General features: G+C 42.1%; 19 protein-coding genes. 10 read left to right on the top strand and 9 right to left on the bottom strand.

From position 1 onward, the window contains the following. Nucleotides 1-162: 162 nt before the first annotated feature. Nucleotides 163-816 carry a dUTP diphosphatase gene (locus ACYX4N_RS09905; RefSeq protein ID WP_476053899.1) on the top strand — a complete coding sequence of 218 codons (654 nt, stop codon included), beginning with the start codon at nt 163-165 and terminating at the stop codon, nt 814-816. Between the two features lie 217 nt (nt 817-1,033). Here the strand turns inward: ACYX4N_RS09905 and ACYX4N_RS09900 are convergent, their stop codons facing one another. From ACYX4N_RS09900 to ACYX4N_RS09870, 7 genes are all read right to left on the bottom strand, one after another. Continuing rightward, nucleotides 1,034-2,713, bottom strand: coding sequence for an AMP-binding protein (locus ACYX4N_RS09900; RefSeq protein WP_476053898.1), 1,680 nt, complete (start codon nt 2,711-2,713; stop codon nt 1,034-1,036). Between the two features lie 217 nt (nt 2,714-2,930). Beyond that, nucleotides 2,931-7,103, bottom strand: coding sequence for an EAL domain-containing protein (locus ACYX4N_RS09895; protein ID WP_476053897.1), 4,173 nt, complete (start codon nt 7,101-7,103; stop codon nt 2,931-2,933). A gap of 245 nt (nt 7,104-7,348) precedes the next feature. Continuing rightward, nucleotides 7,349-8,737, bottom strand: a complete 1,389-nt coding sequence (locus ACYX4N_RS09890; protein ID WP_476053896.1) for a ribonuclease J — start codon at nt 8,735-8,737, stop codon at nt 7,349-7,351. A 69-nt stretch (nt 8,738-8,806) separates the two neighbouring features. Beyond that, a complete protein-coding gene (locus ACYX4N_RS09885) occupies nt 8,807-9,040 on the bottom strand; it encodes a DUF2789 domain-containing protein (RefSeq protein ID WP_014949810.1) in 234 nt (77 codons plus the stop codon). A gap of 165 nt (nt 9,041-9,205) precedes the next feature. Beyond that, on the bottom strand, nt 9,206-9,556 hold the full coding sequence (locus tag ACYX4N_RS09880; protein ID WP_474806266.1) for a DUF2750 domain-containing protein: 351 nt from the start codon (nt 9,554-9,556) through the stop codon (nt 9,206-9,208). 72 nt (nt 9,557-9,628) lie between these two features. Further along, a complete protein-coding gene (locus tag ACYX4N_RS09875) occupies nt 9,629-10,459 on the bottom strand; it encodes a LysR family transcriptional regulator (protein WP_474856955.1) in 831 nt (276 codons plus the stop codon). Between the two features lie 126 nt (nt 10,460-10,585). Continuing rightward, a complete protein-coding gene (locus ACYX4N_RS09870) occupies nt 10,586-10,753 on the bottom strand; it encodes a hypothetical protein (protein ID WP_474806263.1) in 168 nt (55 codons plus the stop codon). Between the two features lie 399 nt (nt 10,754-11,152). Here ACYX4N_RS09870 and ACYX4N_RS09865 point away from each other — a divergent pair, with 399 nt between their 5' ends. After that, nucleotides 11,153-11,509, top strand: a complete 357-nt coding sequence (locus tag ACYX4N_RS09865) for a MaoP family protein (protein ID WP_474856956.1) — start codon at nt 11,153-11,155, stop codon at nt 11,507-11,509. Between the two features lie 202 nt (nt 11,510-11,711). Further along, on the top strand, nt 11,712-12,455 hold the full coding sequence (locus ACYX4N_RS09860) for a PRC-barrel domain-containing protein (RefSeq protein ID WP_476053895.1): 744 nt from the start codon (nt 11,712-11,714) through the stop codon (nt 12,453-12,455). 103 nt (nt 12,456-12,558) lie between these two features. Here the strand turns inward: ACYX4N_RS09860 and ACYX4N_RS09855 are convergent, their stop codons facing one another. Then, nucleotides 12,559-12,870 carry an ArsR/SmtB family transcription factor gene (locus ACYX4N_RS09855; RefSeq protein ID WP_474806257.1) on the bottom strand — a complete coding sequence of 104 codons (312 nt, stop codon included), beginning with the start codon at nt 12,868-12,870 and terminating at the stop codon, nt 12,559-12,561. A 189-nt stretch (nt 12,871-13,059) separates the two neighbouring features. On the opposite strand from ACYX4N_RS09855, the gene ACYX4N_RS09850 reads away from it, so the two are divergent. Further along, the gene (locus tag ACYX4N_RS09850) at nt 13,060-13,410 is read left to right on the top strand and encodes a rhodanese-like domain-containing protein (RefSeq protein WP_474806255.1); all 351 of its coding nucleotides are present in this window, start codon (nt 13,060-13,062) and stop codon (nt 13,408-13,410) included. 55 nt (nt 13,411-13,465) lie between these two features. Beyond that, nucleotides 13,466-14,377 carry a LysR family transcriptional regulator gene (locus ACYX4N_RS09845; protein ID WP_476053894.1) on the top strand — a complete coding sequence of 304 codons (912 nt, stop codon included), beginning with the start codon at nt 13,466-13,468 and terminating at the stop codon, nt 14,375-14,377. A gap of 19 nt (nt 14,378-14,396) precedes the next feature. On the opposite strand, the gene ACYX4N_RS09840 is transcribed toward ACYX4N_RS09845, so the two are convergent. Continuing rightward, a complete protein-coding gene (locus ACYX4N_RS09840; RefSeq protein ID WP_476053893.1) occupies nt 14,397-15,002 on the bottom strand; it encodes an exopolysaccharide biosynthesis protein in 606 nt (201 codons plus the stop codon). A 486-nt stretch (nt 15,003-15,488) separates the two neighbouring features. Between ACYX4N_RS09840 and ACYX4N_RS09835 the strand changes: the two genes are divergently transcribed. Genes ACYX4N_RS09835 through ACYX4N_RS09815 form a run of 5 tightly spaced genes read left to right on the top strand, consistent with a single transcriptional unit; the run spans nt 15,489 to nt 21,130 of the window. Further along, nucleotides 15,489-16,820, top strand: coding sequence for a sigma-54-dependent transcriptional regulator (locus tag ACYX4N_RS09835; RefSeq protein ID WP_474856960.1), 1,332 nt, complete (start codon nt 15,489-15,491; stop codon nt 16,818-16,820). A gap of 15 nt (nt 16,821-16,835) precedes the next feature. Further along, nucleotides 16,836-17,060, top strand: a complete 225-nt coding sequence (locus ACYX4N_RS09830) for a hypothetical protein (RefSeq protein WP_474806248.1) — start codon at nt 16,836-16,838, stop codon at nt 17,058-17,060. 4 nt (nt 17,061-17,064) lie between these two features. Continuing rightward, nucleotides 17,065-18,582, top strand: coding sequence for a sensor histidine kinase (locus ACYX4N_RS09825; protein WP_476053892.1), 1,518 nt, complete (start codon nt 17,065-17,067; stop codon nt 18,580-18,582). Then, entirely contained in the window at nt 18,572-19,024 is a 453-nt protein-coding gene (locus ACYX4N_RS09820) for a response regulator (RefSeq protein WP_039216546.1), read from the top strand. The genes ACYX4N_RS09825 and ACYX4N_RS09820 overlap by 11 nt, the downstream gene beginning before the upstream one ends. A gap of 12 nt (nt 19,025-19,036) precedes the next feature. Further along, a complete protein-coding gene (locus ACYX4N_RS09815; RefSeq protein WP_476053891.1) occupies nt 19,037-21,130 on the top strand; it encodes a response regulator in 2,094 nt (697 codons plus the stop codon). Nucleotides 21,131-21,236: the final 106 nt, after the last annotated feature.

Genomic DNA, 21,236 nt, shown 5'->3' with positions numbered 1-21,236 from the left:
CAGTCATGGTTTTACTCTGGTGCAAGTGCACCACAAGCAAGCACTTAGTAAAGAAGATGCTTCACTATTATTGGCTAAAATTTAGCAGTTTCTCCTTCATCGTCATTCAAGTACAATTTCGCCTTTAAAAGATGCATTACACATTCACGGTCAGGAGCAACAATGTTAACCGCCCAACAACTCGCCACCATGCTTTCTCTTCAAGATAAAATGAACGCCAAAGTAAACCCAGACTGGCTAAATGCAGGATATGGATACTTGCGTGCAGCTATGGTTGAGTCAGTTGAAGCCATTGAGCATCACGGCTGGAAATGGTGGAAAGCACAGAAAAAAGACTTGCCTCAGCTTCAAATGGAGCTGGTTGATATTTGGCATTTTGCGCTGAGTGCCTGCATTATTGAATATAGAGGTGATATCAGTGAGTCTGCCAAAAGCATTGCGTCTGAGCTGGCAAGTGGCAATACCCAAGTAACCTTCGATGGCAAAGACTACGACGCATCTAACCAGTCCCTTCTTGATAATTTAGAATTAATGACAGGTCTGTGCGCTGCTAAACGATTCAGCGTTCCACTATTTATGTTTATCGTAAGCCAATGCGAAATGACCGCTGACGAGTTGTATCGGCAATATGTTGGCAAAAATGTTCTTAACTTCTTCCGTCAAGATAATGGTTACAAAGAAGGAACATACGTTAAAGTATGGGAGGGCCGCGAAGACAATGAGCACTTAGTTGAAGTCATGGACGCACTTGATTTGACTAAGCCCGAGTTTAGCGATTTGGTGTACGAAGGTTTACGCGCACGCTACCCTTCTTAAACTTCCCTTAGGCCCGATAAAGCCTCATTCTAATAGCGTATTGGGCTTAGATTTTGGGATTGGGTGCGCATAGTAGACAGTGCTGTGTGAAGACTTGAGGGGCGAAAGGAATAGCCTGTTTAACGCCTGACTGTTTTTATAAGGCTACTACAAAAAAGCTCTGTCTAAGGACAGAGCTTTTTTAATCTAGTCAGAAAAATATAGCTAAACAGGCAACTTACGCGTCAACCCATACCAATTTATCGCTGTAGTTACCTTGTATAATGTCAACAAATCGCTCTTCTAGCACGTGGCGCTTAACCTTTAGCGTTGGGGTAAGTAAATCGTTCTCAATACTCCATTCGTTTTTCATTACTACAACGCGATCCATTACCTGGTGGCTCTCTAATTTAGCGTTAATAGCTTCAAAGGTTTTCTTAAGGCTCGCTTCAATGCTTGCTTTATCTTTCTTCTGCGCTTCTTCGCTTAATACCAAAAGCGCAACCGGTTGAGGTAAGTTAGTCCCCGTTACACACACCTGTTCAACGACAGGGTTTTCCATAAATTTAGCTTCAATGGGTGCAGGCGTTACGTATTTACCCTTTGCCGTTTTAAAGATGTCCTTCAAACGTCCGGTAATTTTGACGTAGCCATCGTTATCTATGACGCCTTTGTCGCCAGTGCGCAAGTAACCGTCTTCGGTGAAAACTTCAGCGGTTTTATCAGGCTCTAGATAATATTCCAGCATGTTGCACGGCGACTTGACCTGAATTTCGCCTTCCTCAGAAGTTCGAATATCGACACCATCATAAGGCTTACCGATACAACCAATTTTGTCATGTCTGAAAGGTACACTGCCAGTACCGTAGGCACTGTTTTCAGTCATCCCCCACCCTTCGGAAATGTAGATACCGATTTTCGCAAACCATTCGATAACAGCTGGCGCCAATGGTGCAGAACCGCTCGCCCATAAGCGCGCATTATTTATACCCAAGCCATTTCGGATTTTCTTGGCTACGATTTTGTTTAAGAAGGGTATTTTGAGCAAGGTATCTAGCTTTTTCTGTGGCATTTTCGCTAATACGCCCATTTGGAACTTCGTCCATAGGCGAGGCACAGAAATAAACAGCGTAGGCTGGCAATGACCTACATCTCGTTGGAAGGTCGCTAAGTCTTCCACAAAATGAATTTTCCCACCGCTATAGTAGCTTGAAAGTTCTACAAGCACGCGCTCTGTAATATGTGCAAGGGGCAGATAACTCATAGTGCGATCGTTTTCGTTGATGCCTAACTGATCCAGTGAACGTCGCGCTGCCCAACAAGCCGTATTATAGCTATGGACTACCCCTTTAGGCTGCCCCGTACTACCTGATGTGTAGATAATTGTCATCATGTCGTTCATGTCAGGTACAGGCAAATCAGAAATTGGCGCTATATCCATGAACTCTTTCCACTGCTGTTTGGTAGCAATGTTTGGATAAGGGAAGGCAACAGTAAGATACTCTGAAGGAATTGAAGCTACCTGTTCAGCAGTGTTATCAAGCTTTCCTACAAACAGCAACTGTACATCAGCGTGTTTCAGCACATACTGAACCGTATCAGGGCCGGCTGTAGAGAAAATAGGTACCGACACGTGACCTGCCATCATTATGCCCAGGTCGACAATAAACCACTCTGCACAGTTTTTAGAAAAGATACCAATACGGCTGCCTTGTGGGAAATCTAGCTCACGTAAACGTGCCGCCACCTTTCGGGCTTGCTCCGCAACTTGTTTCCAAGTGTAGTCGTGATATTCACCGTTAATTGGCTGCGTAAGAAATACGTCGTTGCCACGTTCTTTTTCCCAGTGGTACAACATACTTAATGGCGATGTTATTACTTCCGTGGTATTTGCGTTTACTGTCATGTCTAGCGGCATAAGTCACTCATATGTTGTTATAATGTAGCTCATTTTTACAATGATTTCACAGACTTCTAATAAGCCTTATTTTTTATTGAAAAACAAGCTTTTTAAACAAGCGTTTACATTATTTGCGATGAATAACAACAATTTGAGCGCTAAATTTAGTTTTTTTATACATTCGGCTTTTCACTCTTTATGATTGTTTAACGCTATAAGCCGAAACTAGATACGGTCACTCAGCCCAGTTTTTAAACAGAATGGGCACTATTTCATCTGCCGTGCATGGCTTTGCGTAAAAATAGCCTTGATGGAAGTAACAGGCCTTTCCAATAAGCTCGTCAACCTGCGCCTGTGTTTCAACGCCTTCTGCAACACAACTCATCTTTAAGTTCGTTGCAAGCGCTATGGTCGTTGTTACTAGGGCTTCGTTGGCATTACCCGGTGCCATTTCATTAACGAAGCTTTTATCAATTTTTAGTACCGATAACGGGTAGCGTTTTAAATAGCTTAGCGATGAATATCCTGTTCCGAAGTCGTCTAACGCTAACACAAAGCCTTCTTTTACGAACCGCTCAATCTGCCGTAAAGCATTATCGCTATCGTCCATCAATACGCCTTCCGTGATCTCAAATCTAAATGCCTCTTTTGGTAAACCAAACTCGCTTAACAGGCTTAGTACCCCGCTTAAGTCGAACTCAGTTTTAAAGTGCAGGGCAGATAGGTTTATTGACACATAACCGTCAAAGCCTCTTTCATACCACAAAGACAAATCTTGAGCAGCGCGGCGCATGGCTTGCCGGGTCACTTCAATGATGTATTTAAGCTCTTCTAAAACTGGAATGAACTGGTCGGGGAATAGCGGCTCCTCGTCTAATCTTCCTCGAAGCAGTAGTTCTACCCCAATTGTTTTATTAGTTCTTGCATCTATGATGGGCTGGTAGTGATTAAAGAAGCAGTCATCTGAATAAGCGCGTTTTACTTTGTTTTCTATCTGCAAGCGTGTTTTTGCTCGCTCATTCATATCACTTGTAAAATAAGTAAAACCGCTCAACGCATCTTTTTTAGCGCTGTACATAGCAACATCAGCTTGCTTGATAAGCTCGGCTGGTTCAGACGCATCTTCTGGGTAAAAAGCAACACCAATACTACAAGATACACGAAGCACTTCTTCAGCCAATGAAATAGGTGTTTCTACCGATTCAATAATTTGCGCTACAAATGAACTTAAATCATCGTCGGCGCCCACCTCTTCAATAACAATCACGAACTCATCGCCACCAAGACGCGCAACCGTACCCGACTCTGCCACCAGGTTTCGCATTCTATTAGCAACAATGCGCAAAAGTTTGTCACCATAATCGTGACCAAGGCTATCATTAATGCCTTTAAATCTGTCTAGGTCGACAAACATCACAGCTACACGATGCCCATGATGACGCGCAAGCCCTATGGCGTGCTCAAGTCTATCGAGTAATAACGTCCTGTTGACCAAACCAGTAAGGCTGTCGTAGGTGGCAATTTTAAGCAGCTTGCGTTCTGCATTTTTTTGCTCGGTGATGTCAGATATAACAATCAGATAGTGTTCTGCGTCATTAGTTTCGCCACTTACCGCTGTTATATCTATCAAAACGTCGTAACGCTTACCGTCAGCACCATCAATAACGGTTTCATCTTTCCAAAAATCACCGCCTTGCATTTCCGGCAACTTGCCCGAAAGGTGACGATTAAGGTTGGGATAACGCAGGTATAGACGAGATAACTGTTTAGGTAGTGGCTCCCTGCTATTAAATCCAAACACTTGCTCGAAGGCGGGATTCGCGGCAACCAAACGCTTATTCTTATCAAAAATGAGTACCCAGTCCCGAGTTTGTCTAAACGCATCGCTAAATAGGGTAACCTGTTGCTGCGCCTTCTGAAGCCTAAACAAATGACGTTGTCTAGAGAGCAAATAAGCCACTAAAAGGCCAAAAACAAGCGTGGCATATAAGGAGTAAGCCAGTGGCGAACGAAGTGGAGCATAAGGCATGGAGAGCGTTATTTCTGCCGGCAATACGTTAAACTCGAAGCTACCTGGCGTCGGCGCCACGGTGAACACATAATCTTCAGGCTCAATATTAGTAAAGGTTACTTTCGCATCGTCGGTAACACCTTCTGTTACTACACGCTCACCATCAAGAAGCTTATAGTAATATTTAACTTTACCTATTCCAGACATCGCGAGTGAAGAAAAGTGAATGGTTAAGCCATAGTCTTCATAATCTAGATTAAAATGGTGACCACTTAAGTTTTTTAATGGCTGGCTAAGAACGCGATTGTCTACGGCAACTTCAGTTATAGCCGTTTGTTTGCTAAGTAAACTCCTCTCTGTATCTAAACTTTCAAGCTGGGAGGCCGAAAATACTACAGCACCACTTGTTGAGCCATAGGCGAGCCTTCCGTCATTAAGCTTCAATGAAGCACCTTGATTAAATTCAGAAACACTTAACTCACGACCGTATATAAAATTCTTGATTTGGGCAGTGGAAGGACCGTACCGGTGAAGGCCTTTATGCGAGCTAAACCAGATGTTCCCAAACTCATCTTTTTGAAGCCCGTAAACTATGTTTGATAACAGAATATTGGTGTCGTTTAAATTGTATAGGGGTTCGAATGTATCGGCATCGACGCCAATTAAACCGACCCCACTATAGGCAAGCCATAGTACGCCCATATCGTCAATGACCCAAGATGATATTGAGCGCTCGTTTCCGCGCTGCGACTCAGGGAAACGATAAACAAGTTCATGCTGCGAAGTCTCAGGGTCTATTAACCATAAGCCTCCTTTGGTAGCCAAGAACAACCTATTATTGTGATAGGAAGACTGCCCTATAAAGCCATAAGAAAAATTGATGTCGAAAACTCGTGAGTCTAAATTAAGTGGAGAGATTGCTTTATTATTTACGTCATACTTAAAAAAGCCCTCATATCCAATAAAGTATAAAACATCGTTATTAGATAGAACCATGCCAGGGACATAAGTATCAAAGACAGCATTATCTCCTCCACTAAGTACTTCTGGGCGAGACAATTCCTCTGTTTTCGGGTTGAAGAGTCGGATGCCGTCATAAGTACTTACGAATAACTTTCCGTTTTGCAGCGGAATAAGTTTATCTACCACTCCCTTACCATAAACTTTGTTGTCAGAATAAAGAAATTTGTCAGATGTTTTTGTTGTGAAGTCATAATGATTTAGCCCATTGTCAGTACCTATCCATACTTTATTGGGCTCGGTTTCCGCGAAGGTCCACACTATATGACTGGTTAATGTGCTGTCTGCTGCCGCTCGCTCGTTCTGAATAGTAAACATGTCAGCACTTTTAACGCCAAAATATAACGCGCCTGCGTAGACGGAACTCATCCACAAGTTATCAGCTTCATCTTTCGCTATTGCTGAAATTTTTTTATTTGAGATTTCAGTGAACCCGTTGTTAGGCTCTAAAATGTGTTCGCTCTCCCAACCTTCTGAAGATTTGACTAGTTGATACAGGCCTTTATTAGTTCCCAGCCAGAACGCATTGTCTTTGTGCTGAACCATAGTCCACACATTCCTATCAGCAACTACCTGCTCAAATACATTCCTTTTAACGCCATTCACTTGCGCTAAAAAGTCTTCTTTCTGTGTGACGAATACGCCAAGCACCGTCGAAATCCATACTCTATTTTGCTTATCCAACAGCAGAAATTTTGCGTTAATATTGTCAATATTCTGTGGTGTTTCACCTAAGTAATCTAGGCTAACCAGCGGCTGTTCTGTATCGTGTATATTTTTTATATAAGCGCCTTTGGATGTTGCTATCAACAAAATATCGTCGATAGTAATAGCAGCGCGAATGATATGGTTATTTTCTAAAAGCTCGGTAGGTAGCTTAGCAATACTCGTTAATTTATTTTTTTCAGTATCGAAAAGCTGAACTTCTTCTTGAAGCGCAATGACCAATTTATTTTTGGTGTACCAATGAAATGTCTGGGCGTGTTGAACCACACCTTCAATATCGTAGTAACTCGTAGGCTCTATTTGAACGATTTTTTGAGTAGCTAAATCTAGATAGTAATTGCCTTTTCCGAAAATGCTAAACCAAAGTCCTTCAGAGCCTTGCAGCGCTAATCTGTAAACTGACGAATCAAGTAGCGTGTTAGATGAATCTGTTATCCGTTTTGTTCTAACGCCGTCCCAGCGCACTAACCCACCTTCTGTGGCAATCCATACAAACCCATCATCACTTATTGCAATGTCGTTAACGACATCTTGTGGCAGACCATTTTTTGTCGAGAGCGATTGGAAAACTGGATTGGTAAGCCGTGGAGAAGCTTCTGCATAAGTACAAAAAGTAAAAACCAAAAGAATCAGGTAGGATAAAAACTTCATCACAAGTTGTTCGCATAATTTAAATTTTTATTATGCAATTAAGTGTACCAGAATGTTCGAAACATGGGCAATTTCAAAAGAAGGTTTTTACACTTCCTTAAGATACTGGTATCGCATTGATATTAATAAACTAATTACACTAGCGACAAGAAGTTTAATAACGCAAAAAGTAAGTCTTAAAAGGATTAAAGAATGATTAAATTATGCAAATACTTTTTCTTTCTACCCTACTTTTTTCGAAAAGTTTAGTCTTGTTGAACTGGCACCCGCCCCACTGGAACAACTTGGCGGCGAATGCTGGGCTGAGGAGATAACCGATATAAATCGCCATTTTGTCCCACGTAGTGTTTCTTAACCCCGCACGCCTTAGCAATATCTGCATGTGCCTGTAAATGCTCATGCTCACCATGCACCGGTATAGCAATTTTAGGTTTTACCCAGTGATACATAAGTTTTAACTCTTCTGCGCAAGGGTGGCCACTGGCATGAATAGGCAAGGAACTGTCCTCGCTATGAATCACCGCAACGCCTTTTGCCGACAACGCCTTACTCAGACGACCTACACTCTCTTCGTTACCAGGGATAATTATGGATGAAAATATAACAGTATCGCCTTTGTCCAAACTTAAATGTGGATGGTTGTCGCGAGCCAGGCGGGCTAAGGCTGTATTTTTCTCGCCCTGACTTCCCGTTGCTACTGCTAAAACTTCATGAGGGGGCAAATAACCCAAGTGTTGAGGGTCGGTTATCGGTAAATCATCGGGCCAGATACCCTGCTGTTTTGCAATGCCGTACATGTTTAACAGTGAACGTCCATAAAGCGCCATGTAGCGCTTAGTTTTTTTAGCAACCCTAGCCAATGAAACAAGTCTTGCAATGTTACTGCCGAAGCACCCCACAACCACCCTGCCTTTAAGCGGGGAAATAGTACTGAGTAAGCCGTCATAACAATTTCGTTCAGAGATAGAAAACCCAGGCTTAGGTGCATTAGTAGAGTCGCCTACTAACGCAAGGATATTTTCATTACCTAACTGCTTGTAAAGGTCTACATCAAAGGGCAATCCAGTGATGGGGTTAGCGTCGATTTTCCAATCAGCAGTGTGTAAAACAGTGCCTGCGGGTGTCTCAATTTTAAGTGCGAAGGGCTCAGGTAAAGAATGTGTAATAGCCAACCAATTCACGCTGAAAGGGCCTATTTGCCGAGTGTCACCAGCGTCTACTTCAACGATGGGGATTCGATTCGCAAGCTTGCTCCTAGCTAGCTTGCGTCTTAGTACCTCAGCAGTAAATGGGGTAGTGAAAATCGGCGTTTGAAACCGTTCCCAGAGGTAAGGGATAGCGCCCACATGATCCTCATGAGCATGAGTGATCACAATGCCGGCCAATGAATCTTTCTGCTTCGCTATAAAAGTTGGGTCAGGCGCTACTACTCGATGCGTAGCACCCTTAGGCGAAGTGCTGCCACCAACCGAATCGTCGCTTTTGTACGCCGGGACGAGGGGTTCATCAAATGATACTCCACAATCTACCATCAGCCATTGACCATTGTGTCCGTATAAATTCAGATTCATACCAATTTCGCCTGTCCCCCCTAAGGGGACAAACCACAAATCATCAATGTTTGGGTGTAACAAAGCGTATACTGCCTTTTTTCAAAAAATTAGAAATAAGCCACGAATGCGGTAGATGCCTGCTAAATAGTATTATTCGTGTAGTTCTGCATTGAGCTGATCAATAACCTCAGCCCATGCTGCATCTTCTACGATAGCATCTTTGAGAAATGCGGACTGGCTTTCATTCCAGTACGGCGCCTCGTGTAAGTGCTGGCTTTTATTTAGCCCTCTATGAGTTTCGAAAAACTCTGCGATCTCTTCATCTGAACTTCCTAGACCGAGTTGACTAAATAAGCTGTTCATTGTGGGTTGTTCAGTAAACATAACACCTCCCTTGGGTTATCTAATAACAAGAGCTGTAGAGACAACGAGTGGCGTGTTGATTACACTACCGCTCAATTGTTTCTACCTAGTTACTAAATGACTACCCCAAGCTCTGTGCTTAAGATCACCCGGAACTTTTGAACTTGCAGCGCCCTGAATAATACATTAAAGGTACTCAGCAAACTCTTGTGGTGAAATTACCTCACCTTCTTCAGCTGGAACTGGACAAACAATAACCATGAGTTCGTCTTGCGTCATACCTGGAACCCACTTAGTTAAAAATTCTTCTGTAGTGAGTTCCATTGCTTCACAGTGTGCCCAATCTTCTGTGGCCCACAAAAGCGCAAGTTCAGCGTCTGGCCAAACCGGCACACCATCTTCTTCGTCAGTGGTTAGCATGACACAACCGTGTTCATCTTTAAGGATAAACAATTTTTTTTCGGATTTAATCGTCTCCAAGCTAGCTTCTAAGCGCTGAAATGCGTTTTTTTCTAGTAAAGGATGTATTTGGGACATAGTACTCTCTTTTTAATTCTGTCATTTATGTGCCATATATAGTGGCACTCGCGCAAAACCTATTGGTTGCATTTAACTTACTGTAGATACGCTGTCTATAATCTCGTCAAGGCCAACACGCCGTATTTGCTTCATACTGTGTATGTATAATTTCAATGATACGTTTTCAAGGGTCGCAATTTTAGTCACGTTAACATTGGCTGGTATCTGTTTTTCTATATTAGTGGGTAGCACGGCTACCCCACCTTCGCTAAGTAAGTTGTTAAGAGCAAGATTTAACGAATTGGTCCTTAATTTTGCATCGCGAAGCTGCGGGTAGGCGGTAAGAAGCCAGTCCCTAGCCTTAGTACCCCAGTCAATTGCTACAAAATCAGCGGCATTAACAGCATCCGAATTCTTTCCAACACGATAGAGTGCAATTTCATGTTCCATCAAAACTGTGCTATTTACTTCCTCAGATTTGAGTGGCTCTGTAGAAAAAGCGAGGTCTGTAACTCTTTCGTGCAGTTGGCGGGAAAGAGTATCTAGGGTCAAGACTTCTGCCTTTACAGACCAATCAGGAAATGAGTTGTGAAGATGGCTTAGCATTGTAGGCAATAGCAATTCACTGGCGAGCTGTGTCGCTCCACAAACTACATACTCAGATGACTGTATTTGCAGCTCTTGTTTGGCTTCGTTGAGTGTGGCGCATAATTGCTTAGCGTAGGGAAGCAACTTTTCTCCGGACTGCGTAAGTTGGATACTGTTGCGCTGCCTAATAAAAAGCGTCGTGTGAAAATACTCTTCAAGTAACTTTATCCTAGCACTAACGGCAGATTGAGTAAGGTAGAGATTTTCAGCGGCTTTACCGAAGTGACGTGTTTTTGTCACCTCTATAAAAGTGGTGAGAAAGCGTATATCCATGCTTAATTTACAACCGAATTGATATGACTCTAAACTGACATAGATAATACGGTAAGTAAATACAAATGCACAGAAGCGCACCACTATAACCGGTGCGCTTAATTAAAAATTCATCAACTCGCTTAATTAATACTCTTCTTGATGCAAACGTCGTTGCTTTTCACGACGTTGCAAGTCACGCTTCTGTTTTACTTTTACAGAGCTATGACGTTTAGAATTTGTTTTCTTTGCGTGAAGATCTTCCTCTTCTACCGAGTCCCATTCATCACGCTGGTAACGATAGTCTTTACTCATTGACTTCTCTGGGTTGTTAACACTTTTTAATTATCATCCTAAGCCGAAAAATAGAAAACGAATTTTAATCATCGTAGCGACAAGAATTTTTGATGATATCTTTGCTGCTTTCTCACATGCGTGTTTTGCTAATCCATATGTCATTTTTGTGACAATACGCCCACAATAGCAACCCTTTAAAAAAATTCGGATATACTCTTATTTTTCATGCATTTAAAGAATACAAATCTTTTGCGAACAGTTTCTAAAAAGGCCCATTTGCAAGAATATTCCTCTGAGTCTCCGTTACTTTTTAACCCGTTAAAAAATTTTTTATTGATAAGAGAAAAATCTTTTGTTTTATCTTCATTTTTATTTATTTTAAAAGTGCGCTGAACAAAACAATACGTTGGGTACAACATGAAAAGTTTAGCTATTCGACTATCTCCAAAACCATATATTGACCGTCAAAAGTTTCCCTATGGCTTTCGTAAATCAGGTGACTTCAGTATCACTGAAGCAGATCTTTTAACTAACTATGGCAAGACCTTATTAGGCCTTGAAAGCGGTGAACTTTCGCCAGAAAGTGAAGATGAGCAACATTTCGTTGCATTCATCAATGGCAAAGTTGAAGCAGTGAATAACCTTGAAAAAGCGTGGGCAAAATATGTCAGGCTGGCAAGAGGGAAAAAACACTTTTATACCCTCCACAGCAGCGCTAGCAATCAATCAGAATACGATGATGATTACTCTGAAGAAGAATTTGATGTAGCCTAAGTTAAAATCATACCAGTTCACATTATAAAGCTCGCTCAGGCGAGCTTTTTTTGTTTTAGATGATAAATGATCTCAATCAAGGCTATGCAAGAAGAAAATGAAGAAAGGTTAAGGACTGTCTACACTTAGAGTATTAAAGAGTGACATTAACTAATGGTAACTGTCACTCTATACAAAGAGCCCTAGCAAAGGAGGCGCAACGATGATCATTAGTTCAAAACAGCTTACTCACTTTTCTATTCACGCCGTTGATGACAAGGTAGGCGGTGTTCGCGATATTCTCTTTGACGATGAAACGTTTACCGTACGTTATTTGGTTGCAGATACAAATACGTGGCTTCCTCTTAGCAGAAAAGTTGTTATTTCTCCTATCGCTGTGACAGAGCTAGATAGCAGTGATGACACTGTTCACGTAAATATGACTGTTGAAAAGTTAAAGAATAGTCCGTCAATTGATGAACATAAGCCCGTTTCTAGAGAGTATGAAGAAAACCTCTTCAAGTACTTTGGTTACGGCTACTACTGGATTGGGCCAGGGGCATGGGGAGAATTTGCACATCCCAATGAGCTCGTTGAATTACAGCAAGCAGAAGAATCCGAAACACTTCACCCTGAAAAAACGAGTAATCATTTGAGGGCTGTTGGCGAAGTGGGAGGTTATGAGGTTGCTACGACTACCGACAACGTTGGACACATAAGCAATTTTATAATCGACACGCGAAGTTGGAAAATTGTGATGCTAGTGGTTGATACCAATAACTGGCTTCCAGGCGGTAAACATCTTGCGCTATTACCGAGAGACATTGAAAATATCGATTGGGCGGCACACTGTGTTGCGGTCAACCTGAGTCATGACGAATTGGTCAATAGACCAGAGGTTGATAGTGATAGGATTGCAGAAGAGGACTACATTGCCCTTTTGAGAAAGCAACTGGATAGCGAGTAAACAACTGGATAGCTCGTCTAAGATTAGAATTTGAATAAATGTTAAACGATATAATGTCCGTGTTGGCACGGACATTATCGTTGTGATAATGGATACGAAAAAGTTACTTGCAGAAGAATTCGTCCATAAGCGCAATAAGTCGTTTGACACGTTCATCCGCTAGTCGATAGTAAATTGTTTGCCCTTCCCTTCTCGTAGCTACCATTTTCGACTCTCGCAATAGCGCAAGGTGTTGAGAAATCACGGGCTGTGAAACATTGACTACTTCCAAAAGCTCGGTTACCGACTTTTCCTCTTTTAACAATGAACAAAGCACCATAAGACGTGTTTTATTCGCAAATTGCTTAAGGAAGATCTCAGCTTCCACCGCATGTTCCATTATATCCTCTGAACCTATTACCATATCTTCAGACATAAGCACTTCCTTTCTTTAACATTTCTGGCAATAATTTAGCTATTAATTATACTAAAGTATAAGACATTTTGCCGACTTGCCATTTTATGCGACGAATTCCGGTAATTCATATTGTTTTAGTGAGATTCGGCCCTTACATTAGATTAACCTTATCTTAATTACATAAAGTCGTTATCAATTGGAAGTATTATGCTAATAGATATTAAAACTCGGATTGAGAACATCAGTTTCGATATTCGATGCGTCACTGCAGAAAAAGCTTCAGAAGAGCTAGTGCACAATAATGGCGCTCTCATCGATGTCAGGGAAAGCAATGAAGCAGCTAGCCAGCCAGTCCCCTCTGCCCAAAACATTCCACGAGGCGTGCTCGAGATGAAAGCACTGGAGAAATTCAAAGATGCCTCTACACCGCTTTACATTCATTGTGCATCTGGCGTTCGTGCCAAATTAGCCGCTGAGCAATTAATGCTTATGGGATACGAGAACGTATCAGTAGTAACGTGTCCTGTATCATCTATTAACCTCGCTCTTGAAAAGTGACTTGTATAATCAGTCTATGCTATAAGTAGCCCATAAAGCGGGTTAAGGGCGTCGTATGCTTAAATCTACACTCGAACAATGGCGTATGTTTAAAGCCGTTGTTGATGCTGGTGGTTTCAATCAAGCAGCTGCAGAAGTACATAAAAGTCAATCTAGTGTTCATCACGCTGTTCAAAAACTTGAGAATGCCATTGGTGTAACACTATTTGAAAATATTGGCCGTAAAGTACAGCTTTCTCCGCAGGGTGAGCTCATGTATCGCCGCGCTTCGTTTTTGCTTAACGAAGCTCACAAGCTTGAAGCGGTAGCAAGTAGCTTAAAAGTAGGAACAGAAACAACACTACGTATAGCTGTGGATATTATTTTCCCTTCTGAGTTATTGTATAACGTGCTTGCCAAAGTCTCTGCAGAGTTTCCTCTCTTACGTATAGAAATAGAGGAAACCGTCCTTAGCGGAGCTAACGCGTTATTAAGTAGCGGAAAAGTAGATTTGGGCATTTCTCCCTTTGTCTTTCCGAATGGTTTTAGCGAAGACTTATGTGAAATTGAGTTCGCCGCGGTGGCTCATGCTAAACATCCATTGCATCAATTAAATAGAACTCTTACCTTAGAAGATCTTAAAACTCATCGTCAGATTGTCGTTCGCGACTCATCTGCAGAGCGCAAGGCGGATGTGGGTTGGCTGGGTGCAGAACAGCGCTGGACAGTGAGTCACGTGAGAACATCTTTAGATATCATCGCTCAAGGATTAGGATTTGCATGGCTACCTATAGCCATTATCAAGGATGAATTAGAAAATGGTACGCTAGTACCGCTTCCTTTGAATAACAATGCGGCGTTGAGAAAGGCCCTTCTCTATCTTTCTTTCGAAGATGGAGACACGTTAGGCCCAGCGGCACGCGCATTTATGGGAGAACTGAGGTACCAAACAATGAACTTGCCTACCTCTGAGTTTATGCTTGATTGATGTATAAGTAGCTCGCGCATTAGCTCACCACGGCAGGCAGGTGCTTAAAGCCTAACACAAAACCAAACAGCGAAATTGTTACACCTACCAAGGCTACTGCGCCGTCGTCTGTAGCCATACCAACCGCCATTATGAATACCGCCAAGGCGGGAATAAGACCCATAAAGGGAATAAGCTCTAACGGAACCATTACCAAGCCGCAGCCAACACAATTCAATGCAATTAGAGAGCGGAAAACGGGCTGCCTCATAAAAAAACAACGGGGAACGAGAAAGCGATCAACACTGGCCGCGTAGGGTTTTACTTTTTCAACTATATGGCGCAACTGATCGGCATCGCAATGAATATCCATTACTTTTTGAGGTAACCAGGGATGTCTGCTACCGAGTAATATTTGCAATGCGATAAGTAAAATCGTCACACCGGTTAACGAAGGTACACCTGGAATAGCGCCTATAGGGGTGCAGGCGATAAAGGAAGGAAGCGCTAGCATCGGGCCAAAGCCCCGTTTTTCCATTACTTCCCAAAAGTCTGCAAAATAAAATAAATTTTGACTAGCCCGAGGCTGCATTTTTGTCAGCAGCTCGGTTAAGGTCATTGATCTCTCAGCTGTTTTTGCCCACATTTTCAATTCCTTTGACATAAATTTAGCTGTAATCCCCTAATTTCAGAGAGCAAATGCGGACCTACTATGCGCAAACCTTCGGTAAATTTTATCTACTCTTTCCACCAATTATAAAATTGCTCCCCCAACAAATTGTGCGAAAAATGTGCCATAGCTCTATGCACACACAATTCATAAGGTAATGGGAATACTTTTTGCAGTCGTTTGTAAATAGGTAACACTCAGACTGTATTTGATAGATCGAAACCCGGTTAGAGCAAATAGTGGAAACGAAGTATTAAACAGTCGTTCGCTGAATTAAGCTTACATGCTTGAGGTGAGTTACTTAAATGCTAATGTAGTGTTACATGACCTATACAACATAACGCTTGGAAATAAACGATCAAAACTAGGTATCTAGTTATTTTTCCTTGCTGTTTATGATAAAACTATAACATTGATTTTATTCCATATTTTAAATGGAAAGTAATAGAGAGGGACATCCACGTGCTAACCGTACTTTTAGTTGATGATGACGCCGAGTTTACAGAAGTAGCTTGTACTATTATTGAATTTTTAGGCCACGACGTTCTAACCGCTGCTACATTAGCTGAAGCCCGTGATTGGCTTGAGAAAGAAACATTCGATCACGTACTGTTAGATTTTATGCTGCCTGATGGTAGTGGCGCTCATCTATTTAATGAACTTGATGCGCTTCCTAAGCGTCCTCGCGTTACTCTAATTACTGGTCACCCTTCGGTTAAAAGCGTGATTAAAGGCTTATGTGGCCCTACCGTAGACTACCTTGTAAAGCCAATACAGCGCGAAGAAATTGAGGCTGTTCTAAGTAAAAAACAAAAAGACACAACACCTAAAGAAGAAACAATTGAAAAACACTTCGATTTGCTGATAGGCGAGTCTCCCGTGATGAAAGAGTTATACAAACTCATTTCAAGAGTCAGTAAAACAAGTGCTAACGTCATGCTGTTAGGCGAAAGTGGCGTTGGTAAAGAAGTGGTTGCTGCTGCAATTCACCGAGCTTCTGAAAGTGAAGGTCCTTATATCGCCACAAACTGTGGTGCCTTTTCTAAAGAATTGATTGGTAGTGAACTGTTTGGCCATGAAAAAGGTGCCTTCACTGGTGCGGTAGGTCGTAAAGAAGGTGTGTTTGAGCAGGCGGAAGGTGGCACCCTTTTCTTAGATGAAATCACAGAAATGCCCATCGATATGCAGCCCAACCTTTTGCGCGTACTTGAAAATAAAGTAGTGCTTCGCGTAGGTGGCACAAAATCTATACCGGTAAATTGTCGCGTAGTATCTGCAACAAACAGAACAATGGAAGAAATAGCTCAAAGCAAAGTGTTGCGCGAAGATATCTATTTTAGATTGGCCGTTTTCCCAATCACTATCCCACCATTACGTGAACGAAAAGAAGATATTCCGCTGCTAGCGAAAACCTTTATTGCAGAATTTAACAAAGATAACGGTTCTAATTTTAAATGGGAAGATAATCAACTTGAAACGCTTCAAGCCTATGATTGGCCAGGAAACGTTCGTGAGTTAAGACACTTCGTTCACCGTGCAGCAATTATGAGTGACCCTGAGAAGAGTGAGATTGAACTACCTAAAACTATTGAATCTCCTTTTGCACAGAAGCAGAGTACGACACCTGCCCTTCAAGCTGGAAGAACGATTGAAGATGTAGAAAAAGAGCTTATCTACGCCACGTTAGAAAAAGTAAGTGGCAATAAAACCACGGCCGCAGAAATGTTAGGGATAAGTACTAAAACGCTGTACAACCGCCTTCATGCCTACGGCGATCTAAGCAAAGATGAATAATAAGGGGTGCTCGATATGACGAGCGAGGAATTCTCACGTCTAAGTGTTTTCGTACATGATGCTCGCAAGCCTTTAAATAGAATATCTATGCAGGCGGAGCTAGTAAAAATGGCACTAAATGGTGATGTTGCGCCCGAAAAAGCATTAGCGGCGTTAGATAAAATAATAAGCAGTGCAAAAGACTGCAGCGAGACCCTTTCTGAAATGACGTCAGAACTGGGTAAGAACGATGCGGAATAATTAAATGATCTCTAAAGTTCTGTCTTCCATTTACAGCTGGATAATTTTGGTTGTTGTCATCATTGTCGTTATGACTGCAAACTCCTTTTATGTAGTAAGTACTCTTAACGACCTCTCAGCACTTGAGGCGCGACTATTTACAACTAATCGTGTAATCAATGCAGTGAATAGGCTTCATGTAGCGGTGCTGCGGGTGGAATCTGGTCAACGCGGCTATATGCTCACAGACGATGAAGAGTATTTAACTGACTATACTGAAACACTTGGTGTCATCGGTGAGTTGATGGACGAGGTAGAAGTGAGTTCTTTTTCGTCTGATATTGATGAGCAATCTGCAAGAATTGAGGAATTGCTAAAGCTAACTAAGGCAAAGGTCAACGAGGTTATTCAAGTAGTAGAACTTGTTAAGGAAGGGAAAAAGCAAGAGGCTATTAGTCTAGTTAAAAGCGACAAAGGTATACTGCTATATAAACGTTTTGAAGGGCTTTTTCGCGAAATCGATGGGTCCGAACGCGGTATGCAAGGTACGCATTTAGCAAATTTGATGAGCTTGCGAAGAGACTCAGTAAACACATTAATCATCTCATCAGCTACTACCCTACTACTCGTTATTGCAGTTTTCCTATTATTGAAAATTAACTCGCGAGAGCACGAGAAGTATCAAGCCGATCTTGAATCTGTCAATGAGGACTTAGAAAATCGCATAGATGAACGGACACAAGAGCTTAGTATTTACTCTGATGAATTAGCACGAAGTAATCGAGAGTTGGAAGATTTTGCATTTGTCGCTTCACACGATTTACAAGAACCCCTTCGCAAAATTCGGGCATTCGGAAACCGACTAGAGTCAGGATACAAGGATGTTATTGATGAGAGAGGCAAGGATTATTTAGCGCGAATGCTAAACGCAGCAGAGCGCATGTCGATGCTCATATCTGATCTTCTTGCCTTTTCTCGTGTATCAACCCGGGGAAAAGACTTTGATGATGTAGACTTAAATAAAGTTATACAGAGCGTTCTAGGCGATTTAGAGATCGCCATTGATGAAAAATCAGCACAGATAGATGTAAGCGAAAATATGCCTTCCATTCGAGGGGATAAGACACAGCTTGAACAATTATTTCTAAATTTAATCTCTAACGCGCTTAAATTTCAAACTGAAGGTGTAACGCCGGTTGTCAAAGTCAATTTACAAGAAGCCAGCGAAGAAGATACTCAGGATATACTTATGTCCGAAGAGTATAACTGGATAAAAATTGCAATTACCGACAACGGCATTGGTTTTGACCAGTCATTCGCAGAGAAAATATTCGCTCCGTTCCAACGCCTTCATGGTAGAAGTGAATATAAAGGTACGGGTATAGGGCTTGCGGTATGCCGACGCATAGTAGAAAGGCATAATGGTCAAATTACTGCTATGAGCGCACCAGGACACGGGGCTACTTTTACAATAATAGTGCCGGTAGATAGCGAGCCGTTTGGTTCTAACAACAATAATGGAGAGACACAAAATGACGCGTAAACAAACCCAGCCAATAAATATCTTGATGGCCGATGATGATGAGGATGATCGCCTATTAACTGTTGACGCGCTTCAAGAAAGTCGTGTCCTCAACAATCTGTTTTGTGTTGAAGACGGTGTGGAATTGTTAGAGTTTCTTCGTCACGAGGGAAAATATTCTGATCCAGCATCGGCGCCTCGCCCTAGCCTTATATTGCTTGACTTAAACATGCCAAGAAAAGATGGTCGCGAAGCACTTCAAGAACTTAAAAACGACCCTAAACTACGCAGTATTCCGGTTGTTATCTTAACGACGTCGAAAGAAGAAGAAGATATGCTCCGCGGTTACGACCTCGGTTGCGCTTCTTACATTACTAAACCCGTTAATTTTGAAGGATTAGTTGAATTAATGCGTGCTTTAGGTCGTTATTGGATCGAGTTTGTAGAGTTACCACACGAGTAAAAGAGGTACTAGATGTCAGAGGTTATTAAAATTCTATTGGTAGAAGACGATGAAGATGATTACTTCTTAACTTCTGACTATCTAGAACAGTGTGAGTCACCTAAGTTTGAGTTAACGTGGGTGACAAACAGTCTTGACGCCATAGAAGCGCTTAAGACGGAAGACTTTGATTTATGCTTGCTTGACTATTTGTTGGGCGCTGAGAATGCCATAGACGTTCTGGGTGTTCTTAAATCGAACCAATTTAGTCTGCCAGTGGTTATTTTAACAGGTCAGTCAGACGCTACTGTAGATGAAATGGTGATGCGCGCGGGAGCCGCAGATTATCTTCAAAAGTCCGAGATAGAATCGCCACGTTTTATGCGTACTATCCGTTATGCCATGGTTCGTCGCGATATAGAAAACGAGCGAATTGAGCGCAATAAGGTTGAACAAAAAAACAAAGCAAAAGACAAGTTCCTAGCCCACCTTGGCCATGAATTGCGCACGCCTCTCACCTCTATTTTGGGCTATACAGAACTTCTCATTGATGACGCAAGGAATAGCCCGTTTCAGCAAGAGCTATCGATAATTCATTCAAACGGCAAACACTTATTGAGCTTGCTCAATGATTTACTTGATATGTCGCGCATAATGGCTGAGAAGCTAGAATTAAACATTAAAGATGTAAACTTATCTGCTTTTCTTACCGATATTCACTCCTTAATGCGCTTGAACGCCAAAGATAAAGGGCTAAGTTTGAATGTGGTGTCTAACACCAAAATCCCTGAATTTATTAAGACAGATCCCACCCGACTTCGCCAAGTGCTGCTTAACCTCATTTCTAATGCGGTTAAGTTCACCGATAAGGGCAGTATTACACTTACTATAACCCTTGATGAAAACCCAACAGATAGTGAAAAACCTCAGCTACTTAGATTTTCCGTAGACGATACTGGCATAGGTATGCCACCAGACAAGTTGATCAACATCTTCCAACCTTTCGAGCAAATTGAAGATGTAATGCGCGCTAATCACGGTGGTGCTGGTTTAGGTTTAGCTATTTGTAAAGAGCTTGTCACCAAGCTTGGCGGCGATATAGACGTGTCATCTCGACTTGGAGAAGGTAGTACGTTCACATTCGATATTGACCCTGGCGATATTTCCAAGCAACCTCTCGTTGACCTAGAACTCGGTCAGATACAAACCGTCGAATCTAGCAGTATCGATTTAAATGTTACCGGCAGAGTGCTGATTGTCGATGACTTAAGAGAAATTCGGCGCCTTACCGGCCACCTTGTAAGTCAGTCTCAGGCAGATATTAGTTACGCGGAAAACGGTGTTAAGGCACTGGAAGCTGTATTACAGGCCGATGAACACAATCAACCATTTGACCTCGTTCTCATGGATATTCACATGCCTGTGATGAATGGCATTGAAGCGTTACACGCTATTCGTCGCCATGGTAAAGATATTCCCGTTATTGCGGTCACCGCAGCCAGTCGTAAAGGATTAAGAGAGTCGCTAATACGCGAAGGTTTTAATGACGTTATAGGTAAACCAATAGACCGCTTTGCACTCGCTCAACTTCTCTCACAATACCTTCCTCCTGGCGATCACGTTACTTTTACTAATGTGGAAGCACAGGTTGCTGACATGCCGATACAGAAACCTTACGCACCAGAGGAAAACATGCCATCAAGCGATGGATTTGAATCCAATACGAATATAGACATTGCAGCTCAAGATACCCCTCAGAAAAAAGGTGACGGAAGCCCTTCTAGTAAACGTATTTTAGTAATTGAAGATGATGAAGATGCTGCAGAGCTATTGCAGTTGTTTTTAGTTCATTTAGGTCATGAAGTCACCACCGAGTACTGTGGTGTTGATGCGCTTAGCACCGCACAAGACAATGACTTTGATCACGTGTTAATGGATTTGACGTTACCCGATTACAATGGTTATGACTTGGCTGGCGAACTTAAAGAAAAATTGCCTAATGCATTGCTTACCATAGTTAGTGGACACGAAGCCGAAGAAGAAGCAATGGAATCGATAGGAATAGATAGCGCGCTTCTTAAGCCGGTTTCAAAAGATGACCTCGCATCTGTCGTAGGTGGAAGCTAAGCTTTCGTTTTAGCGACTAAGAAAATATTACAGGGGTTTGCAAGGATAACGCATTTCTCTTGCAAACCTTTCACCCTCCCAAATAACTCAACCCCCTATCTAATTG

The organism is Alteromonas sp. ABH4_452, assembly GCF_056311825.1.
This window is presented reverse-complemented; position numbering and strand designations above follow the sequence as displayed.